Origin of the sequence: Cupriavidus sp. AU9028 (assembly GCF_019795295.1) — a bacterium.
GTDB lineage: Bacteria > Pseudomonadota > Gammaproteobacteria > Burkholderiales > Burkholderiaceae > Cupriavidus.
In genome coordinates, this window is sequence record NZ_JAIMCG010000007.1 from 97,765 (window position 1) to 115,849 (window position 18,085).

General features: G+C 68.4%; 17 protein-coding genes. 11 read left to right on the forward strand and 6 right to left on the reverse strand.

Features of this window, described 5'->3' with window-relative positions:
• Positions 1–9: 9 nt before the first annotated feature.
• Both K6V06_RS09855 and purM read right to left on the reverse strand, forming a co-directional pair.
• The gene (locus tag K6V06_RS09855) at positions 10–351 is read right to left on the reverse strand and encodes a YtxH domain-containing protein (protein ID WP_222242751.1); all 342 of its coding nucleotides are present in this window, start codon (positions 349–351) and stop codon (positions 10–12) included.
• Between the two features lie 287 nt (positions 352–638).
• Positions 639–1,691 (reverse strand): phosphoribosylformylglycinamidine cyclo-ligase, encoded by a 1,053-nt coding sequence (gene purM / locus K6V06_RS09860; RefSeq protein WP_222242753.1) that lies wholly within the window; start codon positions 1,689–1,691, stop codon positions 639–641.
• Between the two features lie 209 nt (positions 1,692–1,900).
• Between purM and K6V06_RS09865 the strand changes: the two genes are divergently transcribed.
• From K6V06_RS09865 to K6V06_RS09905, 9 genes are all read left to right on the forward strand, one after another.
• Complete coding sequence (locus tag K6V06_RS09865; protein ID WP_222242755.1) at positions 1,901–2,971, forward strand: AI-2E family transporter; 1,071 nt, start codon at positions 1,901–1,903, stop codon at positions 2,969–2,971.
• 40 nt (positions 2,972–3,011) lie between these two features.
• Positions 3,012–3,719: a DnaA regulatory inactivator Hda gene (gene hda / locus K6V06_RS09870; RefSeq protein ID WP_222242757.1), complete on the forward strand. Its 708-nt coding sequence runs from the start codon at positions 3,012–3,014 to the stop codon at positions 3,717–3,719.
• 114 nt (positions 3,720–3,833) lie between these two features.
• Positions 3,834–4,508, forward strand: a complete 675-nt coding sequence (locus tag K6V06_RS09875; protein WP_222242759.1) for an HAD family phosphatase — start codon at positions 3,834–3,836, stop codon at positions 4,506–4,508.
• 1 nt (position 4,509) lies between these two features.
• On the forward strand, positions 4,510–6,030 hold the full coding sequence (pcnB, locus tag K6V06_RS09880; protein WP_222242761.1) for a polynucleotide adenylyltransferase PcnB: 1,521 nt from the start codon (positions 4,510–4,512) through the stop codon (positions 6,028–6,030).
• Positions 6,027–6,545: a 2-amino-4-hydroxy-6-hydroxymethyldihydropteridine diphosphokinase gene (folK, locus tag K6V06_RS09885; RefSeq protein ID WP_222242763.1), complete on the forward strand. Its 519-nt coding sequence runs from the start codon at positions 6,027–6,029 to the stop codon at positions 6,543–6,545. Before pcnB ends, folK begins: the two co-directional genes overlap by 4 nt.
• Complete coding sequence (locus tag K6V06_RS09890) at positions 6,509–6,871, forward strand: DMT family protein (protein ID WP_222242765.1); 363 nt, start codon at positions 6,509–6,511, stop codon at positions 6,869–6,871. Before folK ends, K6V06_RS09890 begins: the two co-directional genes overlap by 37 nt.
• A 120-nt stretch (positions 6,872–6,991) precedes the next feature.
• On the forward strand, positions 6,992–7,813 hold the full coding sequence (gene panB / locus K6V06_RS09895) for a 3-methyl-2-oxobutanoate hydroxymethyltransferase (RefSeq protein ID WP_222242767.1): 822 nt from the start codon (positions 6,992–6,994) through the stop codon (positions 7,811–7,813).
• 7 nt (positions 7,814–7,820) lie between these two features.
• Positions 7,821–8,519 carry an ABC transporter permease gene (locus K6V06_RS09900; protein ID WP_222242769.1) on the forward strand — a complete coding sequence of 233 codons (699 nt, stop codon included), beginning with the start codon at positions 7,821–7,823 and terminating at the stop codon, positions 8,517–8,519.
• A complete protein-coding gene (locus K6V06_RS09905) occupies positions 8,516–9,217 on the forward strand; it encodes an energy-coupling factor ABC transporter ATP-binding protein (protein ID WP_222242771.1) in 702 nt (233 codons plus the stop codon). Before K6V06_RS09900 ends, K6V06_RS09905 begins: the two co-directional genes overlap by 4 nt.
• Positions 9,218–9,229: 12 nt before the next feature.
• Here K6V06_RS09905 and K6V06_RS09910 read toward each other — a convergent pair whose 3' ends face one another.
• The 4 genes from K6V06_RS09910 to K6V06_RS09925 form a co-directional block, all read right to left on the reverse strand.
• Positions 9,230–11,179: a chorismate-binding protein gene (locus K6V06_RS09910; RefSeq protein ID WP_222242781.1), complete on the reverse strand. Its 1,950-nt coding sequence runs from the start codon at positions 11,177–11,179 to the stop codon at positions 9,230–9,232.
• A gap of 213 nt (positions 11,180–11,392) precedes the next feature.
• On the reverse strand, positions 11,393–12,523 hold the full coding sequence (gene dnaJ, locus K6V06_RS09915) for a molecular chaperone DnaJ (RefSeq protein WP_222242783.1): 1,131 nt from the start codon (positions 12,521–12,523) through the stop codon (positions 11,393–11,395).
• A 202-nt stretch (positions 12,524–12,725) separates the two neighbouring features.
• Positions 12,726–14,699 carry a molecular chaperone DnaK gene (dnaK, locus tag K6V06_RS09920; RefSeq protein WP_222242785.1) on the reverse strand — a complete coding sequence of 658 codons (1,974 nt, stop codon included), beginning with the start codon at positions 14,697–14,699 and terminating at the stop codon, positions 12,726–12,728.
• A gap of 161 nt (positions 14,700–14,860) precedes the next feature.
• Positions 14,861–15,424, reverse strand: coding sequence for a cob(I)yrinic acid a,c-diamide adenosyltransferase (locus K6V06_RS09925; protein ID WP_222242787.1), 564 nt, complete (start codon positions 15,422–15,424; stop codon positions 14,861–14,863).
• A 228-nt stretch (positions 15,425–15,652) separates the two neighbouring features.
• On the opposite strand from K6V06_RS09925, the gene K6V06_RS09930 reads away from it, so the two are divergent.
• Both K6V06_RS09930 and K6V06_RS09935 read left to right on the forward strand, forming a co-directional pair.
• The gene (locus K6V06_RS09930; protein WP_222242789.1) at positions 15,653–17,071 is read left to right on the forward strand and encodes an FAD-binding oxidoreductase; all 1,419 of its coding nucleotides are present in this window, start codon (positions 15,653–15,655) and stop codon (positions 17,069–17,071) included.
• Positions 17,072–17,080: 9 nt separating this feature from the next.
• Positions 17,081–17,971, forward strand: coding sequence for a LysR substrate-binding domain-containing protein (locus K6V06_RS09935; RefSeq protein ID WP_222242791.1), 891 nt, complete (start codon positions 17,081–17,083; stop codon positions 17,969–17,971).
• Positions 17,972–18,085: the final 114 nt, after the last annotated feature.

Below are 18,085 nucleotides of genomic sequence, written 5' to 3' on the forward strand. Positions count from 1 at the left end.
TCGGCACGGTTATCGCGATTCCGTCCCCAGATTGGCCGTATCCGAACTGAGCGCCGGCTGGTCGATCATTTCGGCCCCACTCCCCTCGGGAAGCGCGTCCCCGCTCGTCGCCTCGTCGCCTTGCTGGCCGGCACGCGAGCTGATCTTTTCCTTCAGGCCGCGCGCCTTGTCCAGCGTGCGGTTCGCCTGGGTCTGCGCGTAATCGCTGACCTCGCGCCGCCGCGCCGCCGCCTTGTCCCGCAGTTGCGCACGCCGCCGTTCCCCCTGGTCAGGGTCGAACAGGTACATGAGGGCGGCCCCCGCTGCGGCCGCCACTGCGAAGTCCACCAGGTCCCGCGTTCCGATATGCATTTTCGCCTCCTGTCGATGTTCCGTGGATCGGTCCTGCGGCTGCGGCCGCCAGGTGTAGGCGGCATTGCATCGGCTGTGCCTGACCGGGATGGGAAGGGAGCGGCACTGCGTTCCGGACACAGAGGGCTGGCGCGGGATGACGCCGCTGCATTCTTACAGCGGGTTGTAAAACGGCGTGCGGGCGGGGGGAGATTCGTCGCAAAGGCAAGCGCTCTTTGCGTGAATGCCCTGCAAAACCCTTGGTGTTGCTTCCCTTTCCCGCGCGCGGGAAAGGGAAGCAAGTCCGATCAGACCACCACGGTCTGCGGCTGGCCTTCCTCGCGTTCGCGGATCTCGCCGATCTGCCAGACTGCCTCGCCGGCCGCCTGCAGATGACGCACGGCGCGCTCGGCATCCTCGCGCGAGACGATGACCGCCATGCCGATGCCGCAGTTGAAGACGCGATGCATTTCGTCGTCGGCGACGCGGCCTTGCGCCTGCAGCCACTGGAACAGCGGCGGCAGCGTCCAGGCGTCCCGTTGCAGCACGGCGGCAACGTTCTCGGGCAGCACGCGCGGCACGTTCTCGGTCAGGCCCCCGCCGGTGATATGCGCCATGCCCTTGACCGGCAAGGATTCGATCAGCGACAGCAGCGGCTTCACGTAGATCCGGGTCGGCGCCATGATGGCATCCTGCAGCCGCTGCCCGTGGAAGTCTGCGTTCAGGTCCGGCTTTGCCACGTCCAGGATCTTGCGCACCAGCGAGTAGCCGTTCGAATGCGCGCCCGACGATGCCAGGCCCAGCACCACGTCGCCCGGCACGATGGTGGTGCCGTCGATGATGTTGCTCTTCTCGACCGCGCCGACCGCAAAGCCGGCCAGGTCGTACTCGCCGTCCGGGTACATGCTCGGCATCTCGGCGGTTTCGCCGCCGATCAGCGCGCAGCCGGCCAGTTCGCAGCCATGGGCGATGCCCTGGATCACGGTCGCCGCGGTATCGACGTCCAGCTTGCCGCAGGCGAAGTAGTCGAGGAAAAACAGCGGTTCCGCGCCCTGCACCAGGATGTCGTTGACGCTCATCGCCACCAGATCCTGGCCGACGGTGTCATGGCGGTTCAGCTGGAACGCCAGCTTCAGCTTGGTGCCGACGCCGTCGGTGCCGGACACCAGCACCGGCTCCTTGAACTTGCGGGACAGCTCGAACAGCGCGCCGAAGCCCCCGATACCGGCCATCACTCCCTCGCGCATCGTGCGCTTGGCGAACGGCTTGATGCGGTCGACCAGCGCGTCGCCCGCGTCGATATCGACACCGGCGTCGCGGTAGGAAAGGCCTGCCTGGCCGGTGGTGGAGGATGCGCTCATGGGAATCTGCAGATCAAGGTAAATGTCGGCACTTGCGCCGGGCCGGCGGCCGGCCGGTCGGGCGAGTGAGGATTGCGGCTCTCGAGCAGCGGGTAGCAGCCCGCCCGAGTCCAGTAGAATCGCGATTTTAACGGATACAGGCTCCCGGCTTCCAGATTCTCCCGGCGGCGTGCCCGCTGCCCCTTTCGATGCCGTCTCCTCCCTCCCCGATGAACGCCCCTTTGCTGTCGCGCGAGGCCAAGCGAATCCTGCTCTGGACCACGCTGGGCATCGCGCTGTTCGCCGCGCTGCTGGCGCTGGCACCGGTGCTGACGCCCTTCCTGTTCGCGTTCATCTTCGCCTACATCCTGAACCCGGGGGTGGACTGGCTGCAACGCCACAAGGTGCCGCGAGTACTCGGCGTGACGCTGATGATCCTGCTGCTGATCGTGGTGTTCATCCTGCTGGCGCTGCTGCTGATCGCCGTGCTGCAGCACGAGATCCCGCAGCTGCGCGAACGGCTGCCGGTGCTGCTGCAGAAGCTCAATGCCGTGGTGTCGCCGCGCCTGGCGGACTTCGGCATCCGCGTGCGCTTCGACTTCCCGGGGCTGCGCCGGATGATGTCCGAGCGCTTCGCCGCCAGCCCGGAAGACATGTGGGCGGTCCTGCTGACCTATGTGCGGGTGTCGAGCTCGGCGCTGCTGACCGTCGGCGGGTTCGTGTTCCTGATCCCCATCGTGATGTTCTACCTGCTGATGGACTGGCACATGCTGATGCGCCGGATCGAGAGCGTGGTGCCGCGGCGCTGGGTGCCGAAGGTGCGGGAACTGAGCGGGGAGACCGATGCGCTGCTTTCCCAATACCTGCGCGGCCAGATCCTGGTGATGATGATCCTGGCCACGCTGTATTCCGTCGGGCTGTGGATCGCCGGGTTCGACCTGGCGATTCCGGTGGGCATCTTCACCGGACTGGCGGTCTTCATCCCGTATATCGGCTTCGGCATGGGCCTTGCGCTGGCCATCGTGGCGGCGCTGCTGCAGTTCGGCGACTGGTATGGACTGATCGCGGTGGCGATCGTCTATGGCATCGGGCAGTTCGTCGAGAGCTTCTACCTGACGCCGCGGCTGGTGGGCGAGCGCATTGGCCTGCACCCACTGGTGGTGATCTTCGCGCTGCTGGCGTTCGGGCAGATGTTCGGCTTCTTCGGCGTACTGCTGGCGCTGCCCACCTGCGCGGTGCTGCTGGTCGGCGCACGGCAGCTGCGCCGGCTGTACCTGACCAGCGACCTCTACCGCAAGTAGGGCAACCCTCCGAGAGACATCGCGCATAGCAGGCGAATCCATGTCATACCGCCCGAAGCAACTGTCGCTGGAGCTGGGCAGCCCGCCCCCGTCGACGTTCGAGAACTTCGTCATCGCGGCCAATCGCGAGGCCGTGCAGCGCCTGCGCGAACTGCCACAGGCGATGCTGGGGGAGCAGGCGTCGGACCGGCTGCTCTATCTGTGGGGCGAGACCGGCTCCGGGCGCACGCATCTGCTGCATGCGCTGTGCGACGCCGGCATGCAGGCCGGGCTGCAATGCCGCTACCTGAGCCCGCACCACGCGCTGGCCGACTACGTGTTCGACCCGGCCTGCCAGCTTTACACCGTGGACGATGTCGAACTGCTGGACGAGGCGCGCCAGATCGGCGTGTTCTCGCTGATCAACGAAGTGCGCGCGCATGGGCGCACCGCCATCGTCAGCGCCGGGGCGTTCGCGCCGCTGTCGATGCCGGTGCGCGAGGACGTGCGCACGCGGCTGGGCTGGGGCCTGGTCTACCAGCTGGCCCCGCTGTCGGACGACGACAAGATGGCGGCGGTGCTGCAGGCGGCCCGTGAGCGAGGGCTGCAATTCTCGCCGGAAATCACCCACTGGCTGGTGACCCGGCATTACCGGGACATGCCCAGCCTGATGGCGCTGCTGGACGCGCTGGACACCTATTCCCTCGAAAAGAAGCGGCCGGTGACGCTGCCGCTGCTGCGCCAGATGTTTGCCGAACTGCGCGAATAACCGCGCCGCGCCCCGGCATGCAGCCCGCTGCCTGCAGGCAACGCAGGCAGCGCGCTGGCGCTGCGCGAGGCGGGCACCGGCTCGCTGCAATCCCTTAAGGTAAAATCGCCGCCCATGAATCTGGCATTGTTCGATCTCGACCACACCCTGCTGCCGACCGACAGCGGCCACCAATGGGGCCGCTTCCTGGTCCGGCATGGTGTCGTCGACGAGGAAAGCTTCCTGCGCAGGAACGAGGAGTTCTTCGGCCAATACAAGGCCGGCGTCCTCGACATCCATGCGTTTCTGCGCTTTGCGCTGGCGCCGCTCGCCGCGCATCCGCGCGCGCAGCTGGAGCAGTGGCGCGACGCCTACATGCGCGAGGCCATCGAGCCGGCCATGACGCCGCAGGCGCGCGCCTTGGTCAGGAAGCACCTGGACGCCGGCGACCTGTGCGCGCTGGTGACGGCAACCAACAGCTTCATCACCGCGCCGATCTGCGCCGCCTTCGGCATCAAGCATCTGATCGCCACGGAGCCGGCCACCGCCGACGGCACGCCGGGCGGTCAGTTCACCGGCGAGGTGGCCGGGCTGCCGAGCTTTCGCGAAGGCAAGATAGACCGGGTGCACAGCTGGCTGAAGGGGCTCGGCACCCGCCTGGACGACTTCGCCACCACCACGTTCTACAGCGACTCCATCAACGACCTGCCGCTGCTGGAGAAGGTCAGCGACCCGATCGCCACCAACCCTGACGATCGTCTCCGCCACCATGCCGCCGCGGCAGGCTGGCGCATCATGGACCTGTTCTGACGTGATCAAGAAACTCATCAACCGCCTGCTGGGCAAACCCGGGCCCAGGCTGCGCCGCGCCGGCCGCGCACACACTCCCCGCATCTACACGGCCGACCAACACCAGATCGACCCGACCCTGCTGTCGCGCAACGCGGTCAAGGTCACCAGCACGCTGCAGCAGGCGGGTTTCCAGGCCTTCGTGGTCGGTGGCGCGGTGCGCGACCTGCTGCTGGGGATCAAGCCGAAGGACTTCGACGTGGCGACCAACGCCACGCCGGAGCAGGTGCAGGCGCTGTTCCGCCGCTCGCGGATCATCGGCCGGCGCTTCCAGATCGTGCATGTGACCTTCTACGGCGGGCGCGAGCAGGAGATCATCGAGGTTTCGACCTTCCGCGCGCTGGTCGACGCGATCGCCAGCGAAACGCTGCCGGAAGGCCGGCGCTACAAGCGCGCCGAGCTGGACACCAAGACGCATGCGATCGACGCCTCGGGCCGCGTGCTGCGCGACAACGTGTGGGGATCGCAGGCCGAAGACGCGGAGCGCCGCGACTTCACCATCAACGCGATGTACTACGATCCGGCCGAGCAGACCGTCCATGACTACCACCATGGCATGGACGACATGCGCGCGCGCACGCTGCGCATGATCGGCGACCCGGTGGTGCGCTACCGCGAAGACCCGGTGCGGATGCTGCGCGTGGTGCGCTTTGCCGCCAAGACCGGTTTCGATATCGACGAGGCCACGCGCCAGCCGATCGCCGACCTCGCCTCGCTGATCCACAACGTACCGAGCGCGCGGCTGTTCGACGAGATGCTCAAGCTGCTGATGTCCGGGCACGCCTGGGCCTCGCTGCAGGAGCTGCGCAAGGCAGGGCTGCACAAGGGCCTGCTGCCGCTGCTGGACGTGGCGCTGGAGCAGCCGATGGGACAGCGCTTCGTGCAACTGGCGCTGGACAATACCGACCGCCGGGTCAAGGCCGGCAAGCCGGTCTCGCCGGGCTTCCTGTTCGCCGCACTGCTGTGGCACCACGTGCTGGAGCAGTGGAAGACGCTGCGCGACATCGGCGACCATCCGATCGCGGCGCTGAACTCGGCGATGGACACCGTGCTGGAGCGCCAGACCGGCCAGCTGGCGATCCAGCGGCGCTTCGTCACCGACATGCGGGATATCTGGGGCATGCAGCCGCGCTTCGAGAAGCGCGTCGGCCGCATGCCCTACCGGCTGCTGGAGTCGCCGCGGTTCCGCGCCGGCTACGACTTCCTGGTGCTGCGCTGCGAGGCCGGCGAGCTGCCGGGCGAGATGGCCAGCTGGTGGCAGGACTTCCAGAATGCCGACTCGGAAGGGCGCGAGCAGCTGATCGAAGCCGCCCGGGAGGCCGAGCGCGCGGCCGGCGGCCCGGCCAGTGGCGACGGTGCCGGGCGCAAGAAGCGCCGTCGGCGGCCGTCGCGGAAATCGGATAAAGTCTCCCCCCGGGACGAGAACGACGCGGCCTCCGGGGAATCCGGCGGGCCTCGCGGGCAGCCGGAGGAAACCGAATGACACTTGCCTTCATTGGCATCGGCGCGAACCTGGGGGACGCCAGGCAGGCCGTCAAGGACGCCATCGTGTGCCTGGCCCAGCAGGTCGGCATCACCATCCTTGCGCGATCGTCGCTGTATCGCAGCGCGCCCGTCGATGCCGGCGGCGACGATTACTACAACGCGGTGGTCAAGCTCGACACGAGCCTGAGCGCCAGCCAGCTGCTGTGCGTCTGCCACCATATCGAGGATCAGTTCGGCCGCGAACGCCCGTTTCGCAATGCGCCCCGTACACTCGATCTCGATCTGCTGCTGTTCGGCAGCGAAGTGCATGACAACGCCGACCTGATGGTGCCGCATCCGCGCGTGGCGGAGCGGGCCTTCACGCTGGTGCCCCTGCTCGAACTGGACCCGGAACTGACGATTCCCGGGCTGGGACGCGCCGCCGATCACCTGGCCCGGGTGGCGGCCCAGCGGATCGACAAGGTCTCCTACTGCCAATGTACGCGCCAAGCGGAATCTCGCCTTTCTTCCTGACCGCCGGCCTGCTGGCCCTGTCCAATGTCTTCATGACCTTCGCGTGGTACGGCCACCTGAAGGACCTGGCGAGCCGGCCCTGGTATATCGCCGCCATCGTCAGCTGGGGCATCGCGCTGTTCGAGTACCTGCTGCAGGTGCCGGCCAACCGCATCGGCTTCCAGAGCGGCATCTCGCTGGCGCAGCTCAAGATCCTGCAGGAAGCGATCACGCTGACGGTATTCGTGCCGTTCTCGCTGCTGTACATGGGCCAGCCGTTCAAGCTCGACTATGTCTGGGCGGCGCTGTGCATGGTCGGCGCGGTCTACTTCATCTTCCGCAGCTAGCGCCGCATGGGGCACAATGCGGTCGCCCGGCGATCGCATCGCCGCAAGCTCGCCGCAGGCTCCCGCAAGACGGCAGGCGCTCGCATCTTCCCCCCCATCACCACAAGCCAGAGGCACGCCATGAGCTATCTGCTCGATCCTTCCCGCAAGACAGTCACCGTTCCGCGCCTGCAGGCGATGCGCGCGGCCGGCGAGAAGATCGCCATGCTGACCGCCTATGACGCCAGCTTTGCCGCGCTGCTGGACTACTGCGGCGTGGATGCGATCCTCGTCGGCGATTCGCTGGGCAATGTCATCCAGGGCCAGACCACGACCCTGCCGGTGACGCTGGAGCAGCTGGCTTACCACACCGAGTGCGTGGCGCGCGGCAACCAGACCGCGCTGCTGCTGGCCGACCTGCCGTTCGGCACCTATGGCACGCCGGAGATGGCGTTCCAGAGCGCGGTGACGCTGATGCGCGCCGGCGCGCAGATGGTCAAGCTCGAAGGCGGCGAGTGGCTGGCACCGACGGTGCGCTTCCTGGTCGAGCGCAGCATCCCGGTGTGCGCCCACATCGGCCTGACGCCGCAGTCGGTGCACGCCTTTGGCGGCTTCAAGGTGCAGGGCAAGACCGACGAAGGCGCCGCGCAGCTGCGGCGCGATGCGATGGCGCTGCAGGAAGCCGGCGCCCAGGTGGTGCTGATGGAAGCGGTGCCCGCCGCGCTGGCCTCGACAGTGACCCAGCAGCTGGCGGTGCCGACCATCGGTATCGGCGCGGGGGCCGACTGTTCCGGCCAGGTGCTGGTGCTGCAGGACATGCTGAATGTCTACCCGGGCCGCAAGGCGAAGTTCGTGCGCAATTTCATGGAGGGCCAGACCTCCATCGAAGGGGCGATCCGGGCCTATGTGGCGGCGGTCAAGGACGGCAGCTTCCCGGCGATCGAGCACACCTTCTCCGCCTGATTCCGGCATGGATATCGGCGCGGCTACCATGGCCGCCTTCGTGCTGCTGGCCAGCGGCGACCCGGCGCTGTGGCAGATCGTGCAGACCTCGCTGACCGTGGCGCTCGCAGGACTGGCGCTGGCCACCCCGCCCGCCATCGCCGCCGCCTATCTGATCGCCACGCACCGCTTCCCGGGCCGCCGGGTGCTGGTGGTGGTGGCGCAGGCCTTCCTGTCCTTTCCGACCGTACTGGTCGGCCTGATCCTCTATCTGCTGATGACGCGGCAGGGGCCGCTGGGCGAGCTGCAGCTGCTGTTCACGCCGACCGGCATGGTGATCGGCCAGGCCGTGATCGGCTTGCCCGTGGTGCTCGCCTTCGCGCTCGCCACCATGCAGAGTGCCGACCCACGGCTGGTGGAAACGGCGCGCGTGCTGGGCGCGGGCCCGTGGCGCACGTTCCTCACGGTGCTGCGCGAGCTGCGCTTCGGCCTGATGGCGGCGGTGGTCGCCGGCTTTGGCCGTGTCATCGCCGAGGTCGGCTCGGCGCTGATGATCGGCGGCAACATCGAGGGCTCGACCCGCACCATCACCACCGCCATCGCGCTGGAAACCAGCAAGGGCGAGTTCGCGCAGGGCATCGCGCTGGGCATCGTGCTGGTGGTGCTGGCGCTGCTGGTCAACATCCTGCTGGCATGGCTGCAGGGCGCGGGAGGCTTTCGTCGATGACACCGGCATCCCCCGCCCCGGCCACCGATGCGCTGCTGACGGTGCGCGGATTGCAGCGGCGCATCGGCGCGCGCGCCCTGTTCGATATCGACACCCTCCCCTTTCCGCGGGCCACCGCGGTGGTGCTGACCGGCGTGAACGGCGCGGGCAAGACCACGCTGCTGCGGATGGTCGCAGGCCTGGAGCCGGCCCGGGGCGCGACGGTGGAATGGACCGGGGACGACGGCCGGCCGCAACGCGCGCCGCTGGACCCGCTGCCGCCGGCGCTGCGCCGTCGCATCGCCTACATGCACCAGCACCCCTACCTGTTCCGCACGTCGGTGCGGGAGAACATCGCCTATGGGTTGCGCGCGCGCGGCATGCACGCCGGGCAGATCGAACGTCGGGTGGACGCGGCGCTGGCATGGGCCGGCATCGAGCATGTGCAGGACACCGAGCCGCAGAAGCTGTCGGGCGGGGAGATCCAGCGCGTCGCACTGGCACGCGCCAAGGTGCTGGAGCCGGACCTGCTGCTGCTGGACGAGCCGACTTCGAACCTGGACGGACGCGCGCGCGAGCAGGTGATCGCGCTGGTCAGCGAACTGGCCGCGGAAGGCCGCACCGTGGTGATGATCTGCCACGACCGCGACCTGATCAACCTGCCTGGCGTGGTGCGCTGGAAGCTGGGCGACGGGCGCCTCGACACCCACCACCGCTGAAGCCGGGGCGCGTCAGTCCGCGAGCAAGCGGGCGTGCAGCACACCGCGCAGCGAGTTGGCCAGCACCAGTCGGTCTGCGCGGCGAAGCATCGGCACGGTGATGGTCGCTTCCCGCACCGGCCCGCCCAGCCAGTGCAACGGGTCCCGCAGCACCTCGCCCCGCATCACGCCGGGCAGGATGTCGGCGTCCAGCGGCGGGGTCAGCCAATGGCCGTCCACGCGGGCGAAGACCGAACTGCGGCCGCCTTCGAGCAATTCCCCTCTGGTGTTGAAGAACAGGCTGTCGAACGCGCCAGCCCGTTCGGCCGCCTGCCAGCCGCGATCATAGGCGGCGCGATGGGTGGTCTTGTGGCGGCGCAGCGGGTCGGCCGGCGGCAATGTCTCGGTGGCCAGCGTGACGCCGACCGGACCAGTGGGCAGGGCGGCAAGGGCTGCGCCGGTGATGCCCAGCGTGCCCGACTTGTCCAGCGTCAGCCGCAGGCGCGCGCCGCCCTCGCGACAGGCACGGGCGGCCTGCTGCAATCGAGCGCGGGCAGCGTCGATATCGACAGGGAAGCCCAGCGCCGCCGCGGATGCGGCGAGCCGGGCCAGATGCGCCTCCAGCCGAAGGCACTGCCCGCTCTCCACCCGCAGCGTTTCGATCAGCGAGACGCCCGGATCGTGCTCCGTCAGGAAACGCGCCTTCCAGCCGCACTCGGCAAATTCCTGCGCCGCCACGCTGTCATGGACAATCCCCGACCCCACGCCCATCTCGCCCGCGCGAAGGCCGCGGTCCGTGAGCGGGCCGAGCACCAGCGTGCGTATCGCCACCGACAACGCGCCGCGGCCCAGGCGCTCGCCGGGTGCCGGCGCATCCATCCAGCCGATGCTGCCGGTATAGAGGCCGCGCGGAGACGATTCGAGCTCGGCAATGATCTCCATCGTCCGGCGCTTGGGCGCCCCGGTGATCGAGCCGCAGGGAAACAGGGCGTCCAGCAGGGACCCGGTTGTGGTCGCGGCCGTGGCCTGCGCGGTCACCGTGGACGTCATCTGCAGCACGGCACCGAACGGCCGGACCTCGAACAGCGCGGGGACCTTGACCGTCCCCGGCACTGCCACCCGGCCGAGGTCGTTGCGCAGCAGGTCCACGATCATCACGTTTTCCGCGCGATTCTTCGGATCGGCGGCAAGCGCGGCCGCCGCGGCGGCATCCGCCTGTGCATCGCCGGTCAAGGGTGCGGTGCCTTTCATCGGCCGGGCCACGAGGGTGCCTGCGCCCTCGTGGCGCACGAACAATTCCGGCGACAGCGACAAGACCCAGCTGTCGTCGGGCATCCGTGCCACAGCACCGTAAGGGACCGGTTGCGCTGCGCGAAGCCGGGCATACAGCGCGAGCGGGTCGCCGAAGACATCGAAGCGCAAGCGCTGGGTGTAGTTGACCTGGTAGGTATGCCCGGCGCGGATCCACTGATGAATGCGTCCAACCGCGTCGGCGAATGCCGGCGCCCCGGTGTCGCTGGTCAGGTGCAGGATGCCCGTGGGCTGGGCCGGTTGCAGGCATTGGCTCTCCAGCCACTGCTTCACCCCGCCGGCATCGAGCCGGGTCAGGGAGCGGAACCATAGCAGCCTCGCCGCGCCGCCATGGAACGGGAGCGTGCGATCCGGCGGGTGATGGACGGCGCCGGCCACCGGCGTGCCAACCAGCGGCGCGCCGAATTCATACGGGATGAAGACGCAGACATGCCAGCCGGCATCCCAGCCTTGCTGCAAGCAGCGCGTCAGGGTGTCGAGGTCGCCTGCCGCCACGTCGTTCTGACGAACGAAATCGGTGTAGAGCCGGGACGCCGGTTCGCCCGGGGCTGCCGTGGCGTCGTCGAGCAACACGAACGGTGGAAGCGGCTCGATGCCGCTCGCCAGCGGCCCGGCCGGCGGGGACCACGGGGACGGATCGAACGAAGACGGGGAGGACGACAGGGAAGACATCGGCTGCAGGTGGGAAGGCAACCGGCAGCATACCGGGGTTGGCCGGTCCAGGCGAGCGGTCCACGGCAGGACGCTGCCCTCTCCCCCGGCCCCTCTCCCGCAGGGCGGGAGAGGGGAGCAAACCCGGAGCGTTGGATGGGCTGCCGGTTTTCTCCCCTCTCCTGCGGGGCGGGAGAGGGGAGCAACCCTGGGCGATGGAATCGCCGGCGGTGCTCAGCTGAAGAAGCTCTTGACCTTGTCCAGCCAGGATTGCTCCTGCGGGCTGTGGCGGGAGCCGCCTTCATGCACCGAGCGGTCGAACTGGCGCAGCAGTTCCTTCTGCGCCTCGGTCAGCTTGACCGGCGTCTCGACGTTGACATGGACATAGAGATCGCCCGGCAGGCCGGAGCGCACACCCTTGATGCCCTTGCCGCGCAGCCGGAAGGTACGGCCGGTCTGGGTGCCCTCGGGCACCGGGAAGCTGGCCTTGCCGTCCAGCGTCGGCACCTGCAGGTCGCCGCCCAGCGCCGCGGTGGCGTACGAGATCGGCATGGTGCAATGCAGGTCGTCGCCGTCGCGCTCGAATACCGGGTGCGGCTTGATATGGACTTCGACGTACAGGTCGCCCGGCGGGCCGCCGTTGATGCCCGGCTCGCCGTTGCCGGTCGAGCGGATGCGCATGCCTTCGTCGATGCCGGCCGGGATCTTCACCTCCAGCGTCTTCTGCGACTTCAGCTTGCCCTGGCCGTGGCACTTTACGCACGGCTTGGGAATGTACTTGCCGCTGCCGTGGCACTTCGGGCAAGTCTGCTGCATGGTGAAGAAGCCCTGCGAGACGCGGACCTGGCCGACGCCCTTGCAGGTCGGGCAGGTTTCGACCGACGAACCCGGCTCGGCGCCGTCGCCGTGGCAGTGGTCGCAGTCGTCCCAGTGCGGCACGCGGATCTGCGCTTCGTGGCCATGCGCGGCCTGCTCCAGCGAGATTTCCATGCTGTAGCGCAGGTCGGCGCCACGGTAGACCTGCGGACCGCCGCGCTGGCGGCCGGCGGCCTGGCCGAAGATGTCGCCGAAGATATCGCCGAACGCCTCGGCGAACCCGCCGTACCCCTGGCCACCGCCGAAGCCGCCCGCCATGTTCGGATCCACGCCGGCATGGCCATACTGGTCGTAGGCCGCCTTCTTCTCGGGATCGGAGAGCATCTCGTAGGCCTCTTTGACCTCCTTGAACTTCTCTTCCGCTTCCTTGTTGTCCGGATTGCGGTCCGGGTGGTACTTCATCGCGAGCTTGCGATAGGCCTTCTTGACCTCGTCGTCGCTCGCGTTCTTGCCCACCCCGAGCACTTCGTAGTAGTCACGTTTTGCCATGGTGGCTCAAACCCCAGATGCCCGGCCGCACCCTTGCCTGGCGTGCGGCCGGCGAATAGCAGACAAACAGCAAAAAAGCCGAGCGGGGATTCCGACGGCGACGGCCCCGCAGGTCCGCGCTTGTCCGATATCCGCCGCCCGGCGTCGGGACTGGCCTTCGGTGCGCCGGCGGCTTGCGCCCGCGCACCGGCCGTCCGTCGCATTACTTCTTGTCGTTCACTTCCTTGAACTCGGCATCGACGACGTTGTCGTCCTGCGGCGCCGACTGCTGGGCACCGCCTGCCGCGCCCGTGGCACCGGCACCCGCCGCACCGGCAGCGCCAGCGGCAGCGCCGGCGTCGCCCGCGTTCTGCTGCATGTCGGCGTAGACCTTCTCGCCCAGCTTCTGGCTGGCCTCGGACAGCGCCTGCACCTTGGCGTCGATCTCGGCCTTGTCGCCACCGCGAGCGGCGTCTTCCAGGTCCTTGATGGCCGCCTCGATCTTCTCCTTCTCGCCGCCTTCCAGCTTGTCGCCGTACTCGGTCAGCGCCTTGCGGGTGGAGTGGATCAGCGCGTCGGCCTGGTTGCGGGCGTCAGCCAGTTCGCGGGCCTTGCGGTCTTCCTCGGCATTCGCTTCCGCGTCCTTGACCATGCGCTGGATCTCGTCTTCCGACAGACCCGAGTTGGCCTTGATCGTGATGCGGTTTTCCTTGCCGGTCGCCTTGTCCTTCGCGCCCACATGCAGGATGCCGTTGGCGTCGATGTCGAACGACACCTCGATCTGCGGCATGCCACGCGGCGCCGGCGCGATGCCTTCCAGGTTGAACTCGCCCAGCAGCTTGTTGCCGCTGGCCATCTCGCGTTCGCCCTGGTAGACCTTGATCGTCACCGCCGGCTGGTTGTCCTCGGCGGTCGAGAACACCTGCGCATGCTTGGTCGGGATCGTGGTGTTCTTGCTGATCATCTTGGTCATCACGCCGCCCAGCGTCTCGATACCGAGCGACAGCGGGGTGACGTCCAGCAGCAGCACGTCGGTACGGTCACCGGCCAGCACCGAGCCCTGGATCGCCGCGCCGACGGCCACGGCTTCGTCCGGGTTCACGTCCTTGCGGGCTTCGCGGCCGAAGAACTCGCGCACCTGCTCCTGCACCTTCGGCATGCGGGTCATGCCGCCGACCAGGATCACGTCGTCGATGTCGCTGACCTTGACGCCCGCGTCCTTGATCGCGGTACGGCACGGCTCGATCGTGCGGGTGATCAGCTCTTCCACCAGCGATTCGAACTTGGCGCGGGTAATCTTCAGGTTCAAGTGCTTCGGACCCGAGGCGTCGGCCGTGATGTACGGCAGGTTGATCTCGGTCTGCTGCGAGCTGGACAGTTCGATCTTGGCCTTTTCGGCGGCTTCCTTCAGACGCTGCAGCGCGAGCACGTCCTTCGAGAGGTCCACGCCCTGGTCCTTCTTGAACTCGCCGATGATGTAGTCGATCAGGCGCTGGTCGAAGTCCTCGCCACCGAGGAAGGTGTCGCCGTTGGTCGACAGCACTTCGAACTGCTTCTCGCCGTCCACATCCGCGATCTCGATGATCGAGATGTCGAAGGTACCGCCGCCCAGGTCATAGACGGCGATCTTGCGGTCGCCCTTCTCGCTCTTGTCCATGCCGAACGCCAGCGCGGCCGCGGTCGGCTCGTTGATGATGCGCTTGACTTCCAGGCCGGCGATGCGGCCAGCGTCCTTGGTGGCCTGGCGCTGGGCGTCGTTGAAGTAGGCGGGCACCGTGATCACGGCTTCGGTGACCGGCTCGCCGAGATAGTCCTCGGCGGTCTTCTTCATCTTGCGCAGCACTTCGGCCGACACCTGCGGCGGCGCCAGCTTCTGGTCGCGCGCGGACACCCATGCGTCGCCGTTGTCGGCCTTGACGATGGAGTACGGCATCAGGCCGATGTCCTTCTGGACTTCCTTCTCGTCGAACTTGCGGCCGATCAGGCGCTTGACGGCATACAGCGTGTTGCGGGGATTGGTCACCGCCTGCCGCTTGGCGGGCGCGCCCACCAGGATCTCGCCGTCTTCCATGTAGGCGATGATGGAGGGCGTGGTACGCGCGCCCTCGGAGTTCTCGATCACCTTGGGGGTCTTGCCCTCCATGATCGCGACGCAGCTGTTGGTGGTACCGAGGTCGATACCGATGATCTTACCCATTATTCTCTCCTCTTGAGCCATCGCTATCCGCGCGGCTTCAACTCAACCTGAGCCCGAAGTGTGGCCGGCCGGCACCTTTTCAAGGGCAGAATCGGCAAATCCGACTAATTTTGTCGGGTATGACGGCAAACGCACCGCGGATTCGCGCCAGGCGGGTGCGGTCACTCACTTCCGCCCGCCTGCCGTCCGCGCTGCCACAGCACGTCGCCGCTGCCGGCCTCCCGGTTCAGCACGCGGGCCAGCACGAACAGCAGGTCGGACAGCCTGTTCAGGTACTGCCGCGGCGCCTGGTTGACCGGCTCGGCGGCCCCCAGCGCGACCAGCGAGCGCTCGGCACGGCGGCAGACCGTGCGCCCGACATGCGCCAGGGCTGCGGCGCGGCTGCCGCCAGGCAGGATGAACTCGGCCAGCGGCGGCAGCGCCGCGTTGTATTGCGCCAGCCAGCCATCCAGGCGAGCGACCTGGGCCGGCTGCAGCAGCGCGTGACCGGGAATCGACACTTCGCCGCCCAGGTCGAACAGATCATGCTGGATCTCCAGCAGCACGGCCGCGACGCCCTCGGGCAGCGGCTCGGCGAGCAGCACGCCGAGATGCGAATTCAGTTCGTCGATATCGCCAATGGCGGCGATGCGCAGGCTGTCCTTGCCGGTGCGGCTGCCGTCGCCCAGCCCGGTGGATCCGGCATCGCCGGTACGGGTGGCGATGCGGCTAAGGCGGTTGCCCATGGCGGCTTCTCCCTCTGTAGTGCCTTCTCGTGCCTTGCCTGGCCTCTCCGGCCTTGACCTGCGCCGGCGCCCCTCTGCCCGGCAGTCCTGCCGGGCAGTATGGCGGGCCCGGCACGCGGCGTAGAATACCGTCATCGATCAAGCCGCACCACGCCTTGCCGTACCGCATCCGGATTGCCTCGCCGCACCGGCGTGCCGCGGGGCGCAGCGCCCAAGCCGGAGACCACGATGAATCATCCCACGCCCCACGCCGCGCTGGAGCGCCGCCCCCTGCCCCCGACCGTCGCCGATGCGCTGCAGGCCCGCTTCGGCGAGCGTTTCACCACCTCCGCCGGCATGCGCGAGCACCATGGTCGCGACGAGTCGCCCTTCCCGCCGGCGCTGCCCGATGCCGTGGTCTTTGCGCGCAGCACCGAGGAGGTCGCCGAAGTCGCGCGGCTGTGCCACGCCCATGACGTGCCGCTGATCCCCTACGGCGCCGGCTCCTCGCTGGAAGGCCACCTGCTGGCCGTGGCCGGCGGCATCAGCCTCGATCTGTCCCAGATGAACGGCGTGCTGGCGGTGCGTACCGAGGACCTGACGGTGACCGTGCAGGCCGGCGTCACACGCAAGCAGCTGAACCAGGAGATCAAGGACACCGGGCTGTTCTTCCCCATCGACCCGGGCGCGGATGCCTCCATCGGCGGCATGTGCGCCACGCGCGCCTCCGGCACCAACGCCGTGCGCTACGGCACCATGCGCGAGAACGTCCTGGCGCTGACGGTGGTCACCGCCGACGGCCGCACGATCCGCACCGGCACGCAGGCGCGCAAGTCGTCGGCGGGCTATGACCTGACCCGGCTGTTCATCGGCAGCGAAGGAACGCTCGGCATCATCACCGAGATCACGGTGCGCGTGTACCCGCAGCCCGAGGCCATCTCGGCGGCCGTCTGCGCCTTCCCCGACATGGGCAGCGCGGTGCGGGCGGTGATCGAGACCATCCAGCTGGGCGTGCCGGTGGCGCGCGTCGAGTTCGTCGACGCGCTGGCGATCCGCGCCATCAACCGGCACGACAAGCTGACCCTGCCGGAAAGCCCGCACCTGTTCTTCGAATTCCACGGCAGCGAGGCCGGCGTGCGCGAGCAGGCCGAGACGGTGCAGCAGATCTGCGCCGAGCACGGCGGCAGCGGCTTCGAATGGGCCACCCGTCCGGAGGACCGCAGCCGGCTCTGGAACGCGCGGCACAACGCCTACTTCGCCATGCTGCAACTGAAGCCCGGCTGCCGCGCCGTCACCACCGACGTCTGCGTGCCGATCTCGCGGCTGGCCGACTGCGTCACCGAGACCGAGCGCGACCTGATCGCCTCCGGCCTGCCTTGCCCCATCGTCGGCCATGTCGGCGACGGCAACTTCCATGTCGCCATCCTGACCGACCCGGCGCGTCCGCAGGAACTGGAACAGGCCGAGCAGATCAACGCGGCCATCGTCGCGCGCGCGCTGGCGATGGGCGGCACCTGCACCGGCGAGCATGGCGTGGGGCTGCACAAGATGGATTTCCTCGTCAGCGAGCACGGCGAGGACGCGCTGGACCTGATGCGCGCGATCAAGGGCGCGCTGGACCCCAGGGGCATCCTCAACCCGGGCAAGATCTTCCGCGCGACCCGCTAGGCCGCCGTCATGGCCTCGCTGTTCAACCGGGTGCCGCCGCTGCACCTGCTGATCGCCTTCGAAGCCGCGGCGCGGCTGGGCAGCTTCGCGCGCGCGGCCGAGGAGCTGTCCGTCACGCCCAGCGCCGTGTCGCATCGCATCCGCAATCTGGAAGAGCTGTGGGGCGAGGACCTGTTCGTCCGCACCAACACGGCACTGCGGCTGACCGCCAGCGGCATGCGCTACCTGCGCAACGTGCAGGACGCGCTCAAGTCGCTCAACGAGCTGGCCCGTCCCGAATTCAACAAGCTGCGCACCCGGCTGCGGGTGGCGACGCCGCCGACCTTCGGGCGCCAGCACCTGGTGCCGCGGCTGCCCGAGTTCGCCGCGCTGTACCCGCATATCGACCTCGAGCTGCATCTGGCGATTCCGTTTCTCGACGTCAAGGCCGAGGACACCGACGTCGAGGTGCGCTATGGCAGCGGCCGCTACCCCGACCTGAAGACCACGCGCCTGCTGGTCGAGCCGGTGTTTCCCGCCTGCGGACGCGAGTACTATGAACGCATCGACGGCCGCTCGATTACCCGGCCGGAGCACCTTGCCAACCTGGTATTGCTGCGCAGCCCGCTGGAGCCGTGGAAGCCGTGGTTCGAGACCGCCGGGCTGGACTGGCCCGAGCCGCAGACCGGCCCGCAGTTCAACGATATCGGCTTCATGCTGGAGGCGGTGGCGTCGAACCAGGGGGTCGCGCTGGTGCGGCAACGCATGGCGCGGCACTGGCTGTCCCTGGGCCAGATGGTGCGCCTGCTCGATATCGAGTCGGAGTCCCCGCATGGCTACTACATCGTCGAGCGGGAGCAGGCCCCGCTCAAGCCCGAGGCGCGCTACTTCATCGACTGGCTGCTCGGCCTGGAGTGGTAGCCCGCATGAGCATTTTTTGAGGCAGCGCCGCGCCGAATTCACCGGCCGCGCGGCCCCGGCGCCGACGGGTGTGCGCTATAGTCGGCCGTCCCTGCCCCGGCCAGGCCCTGCGCC

Coding starts and splice junctions, on each gene's coding strand:
- K6V06_RS09855 (WP_222242751.1), bottom strand. CDS start 351: ATGCATATCGGAACGCGGGACCTGGTGGACTTCGCAGTGGCGGCCGCA.
- purM (WP_222242753.1), bottom strand. CDS start 1,691: ATGAGCGCATCCTCCACCACCGGCCAGGCAGGCCTTTCCTACCGCGAC.
- K6V06_RS09865 (WP_222242755.1), top strand. CDS start 1,901: ATGAACGCCCCTTTGCTGTCGCGCGAGGCCAAGCGAATCCTGCTCTGG.
- hda (WP_222242757.1), top strand. CDS start 3,012: ATGTCATACCGCCCGAAGCAACTGTCGCTGGAGCTGGGCAGCCCGCCC.
- K6V06_RS09875 (WP_222242759.1), top strand. CDS start 3,834: ATGAATCTGGCATTGTTCGATCTCGACCACACCCTGCTGCCGACCGAC.
- folK (WP_222242763.1), top strand. CDS start 6,027: ATGACACTTGCCTTCATTGGCATCGGCGCGAACCTGGGGGACGCCAGG.
- K6V06_RS09890 (WP_222242765.1), top strand. CDS start 6,509: ATGTACGCGCCAAGCGGAATCTCGCCTTTCTTCCTGACCGCCGGCCTG.
- panB (WP_222242767.1), top strand. CDS start 6,992: ATGAGCTATCTGCTCGATCCTTCCCGCAAGACAGTCACCGTTCCGCGC.
- K6V06_RS09900 (WP_222242769.1), top strand. CDS start 7,821: ATGGATATCGGCGCGGCTACCATGGCCGCCTTCGTGCTGCTGGCCAGC.
- K6V06_RS09905 (WP_222242771.1), top strand. CDS start 8,516: ATGACACCGGCATCCCCCGCCCCGGCCACCGATGCGCTGCTGACGGTG.
- K6V06_RS09910 (WP_222242781.1), bottom strand. CDS start 11,179: ATGTCTTCCCTGTCGTCCTCCCCGTCTTCGTTCGATCCGTCCCCGTGG.
- dnaJ (WP_222242783.1), bottom strand. CDS start 12,523: ATGGCAAAACGTGACTACTACGAAGTGCTCGGGGTGGGCAAGAACGCG.
- dnaK (WP_222242785.1), bottom strand. CDS start 14,699: ATGGGTAAGATCATCGGTATCGACCTCGGTACCACCAACAGCTGCGTC.
- K6V06_RS09925 (WP_222242787.1), bottom strand. CDS start 15,424: ATGGGCAACCGCCTTAGCCGCATCGCCACCCGTACCGGCGATGCCGGA.
- K6V06_RS09930 (WP_222242789.1), top strand. CDS start 15,653: ATGAATCATCCCACGCCCCACGCCGCGCTGGAGCGCCGCCCCCTGCCC.
- K6V06_RS09935 (WP_222242791.1), top strand. CDS start 17,081: ATGGCCTCGCTGTTCAACCGGGTGCCGCCGCTGCACCTGCTGATCGCC.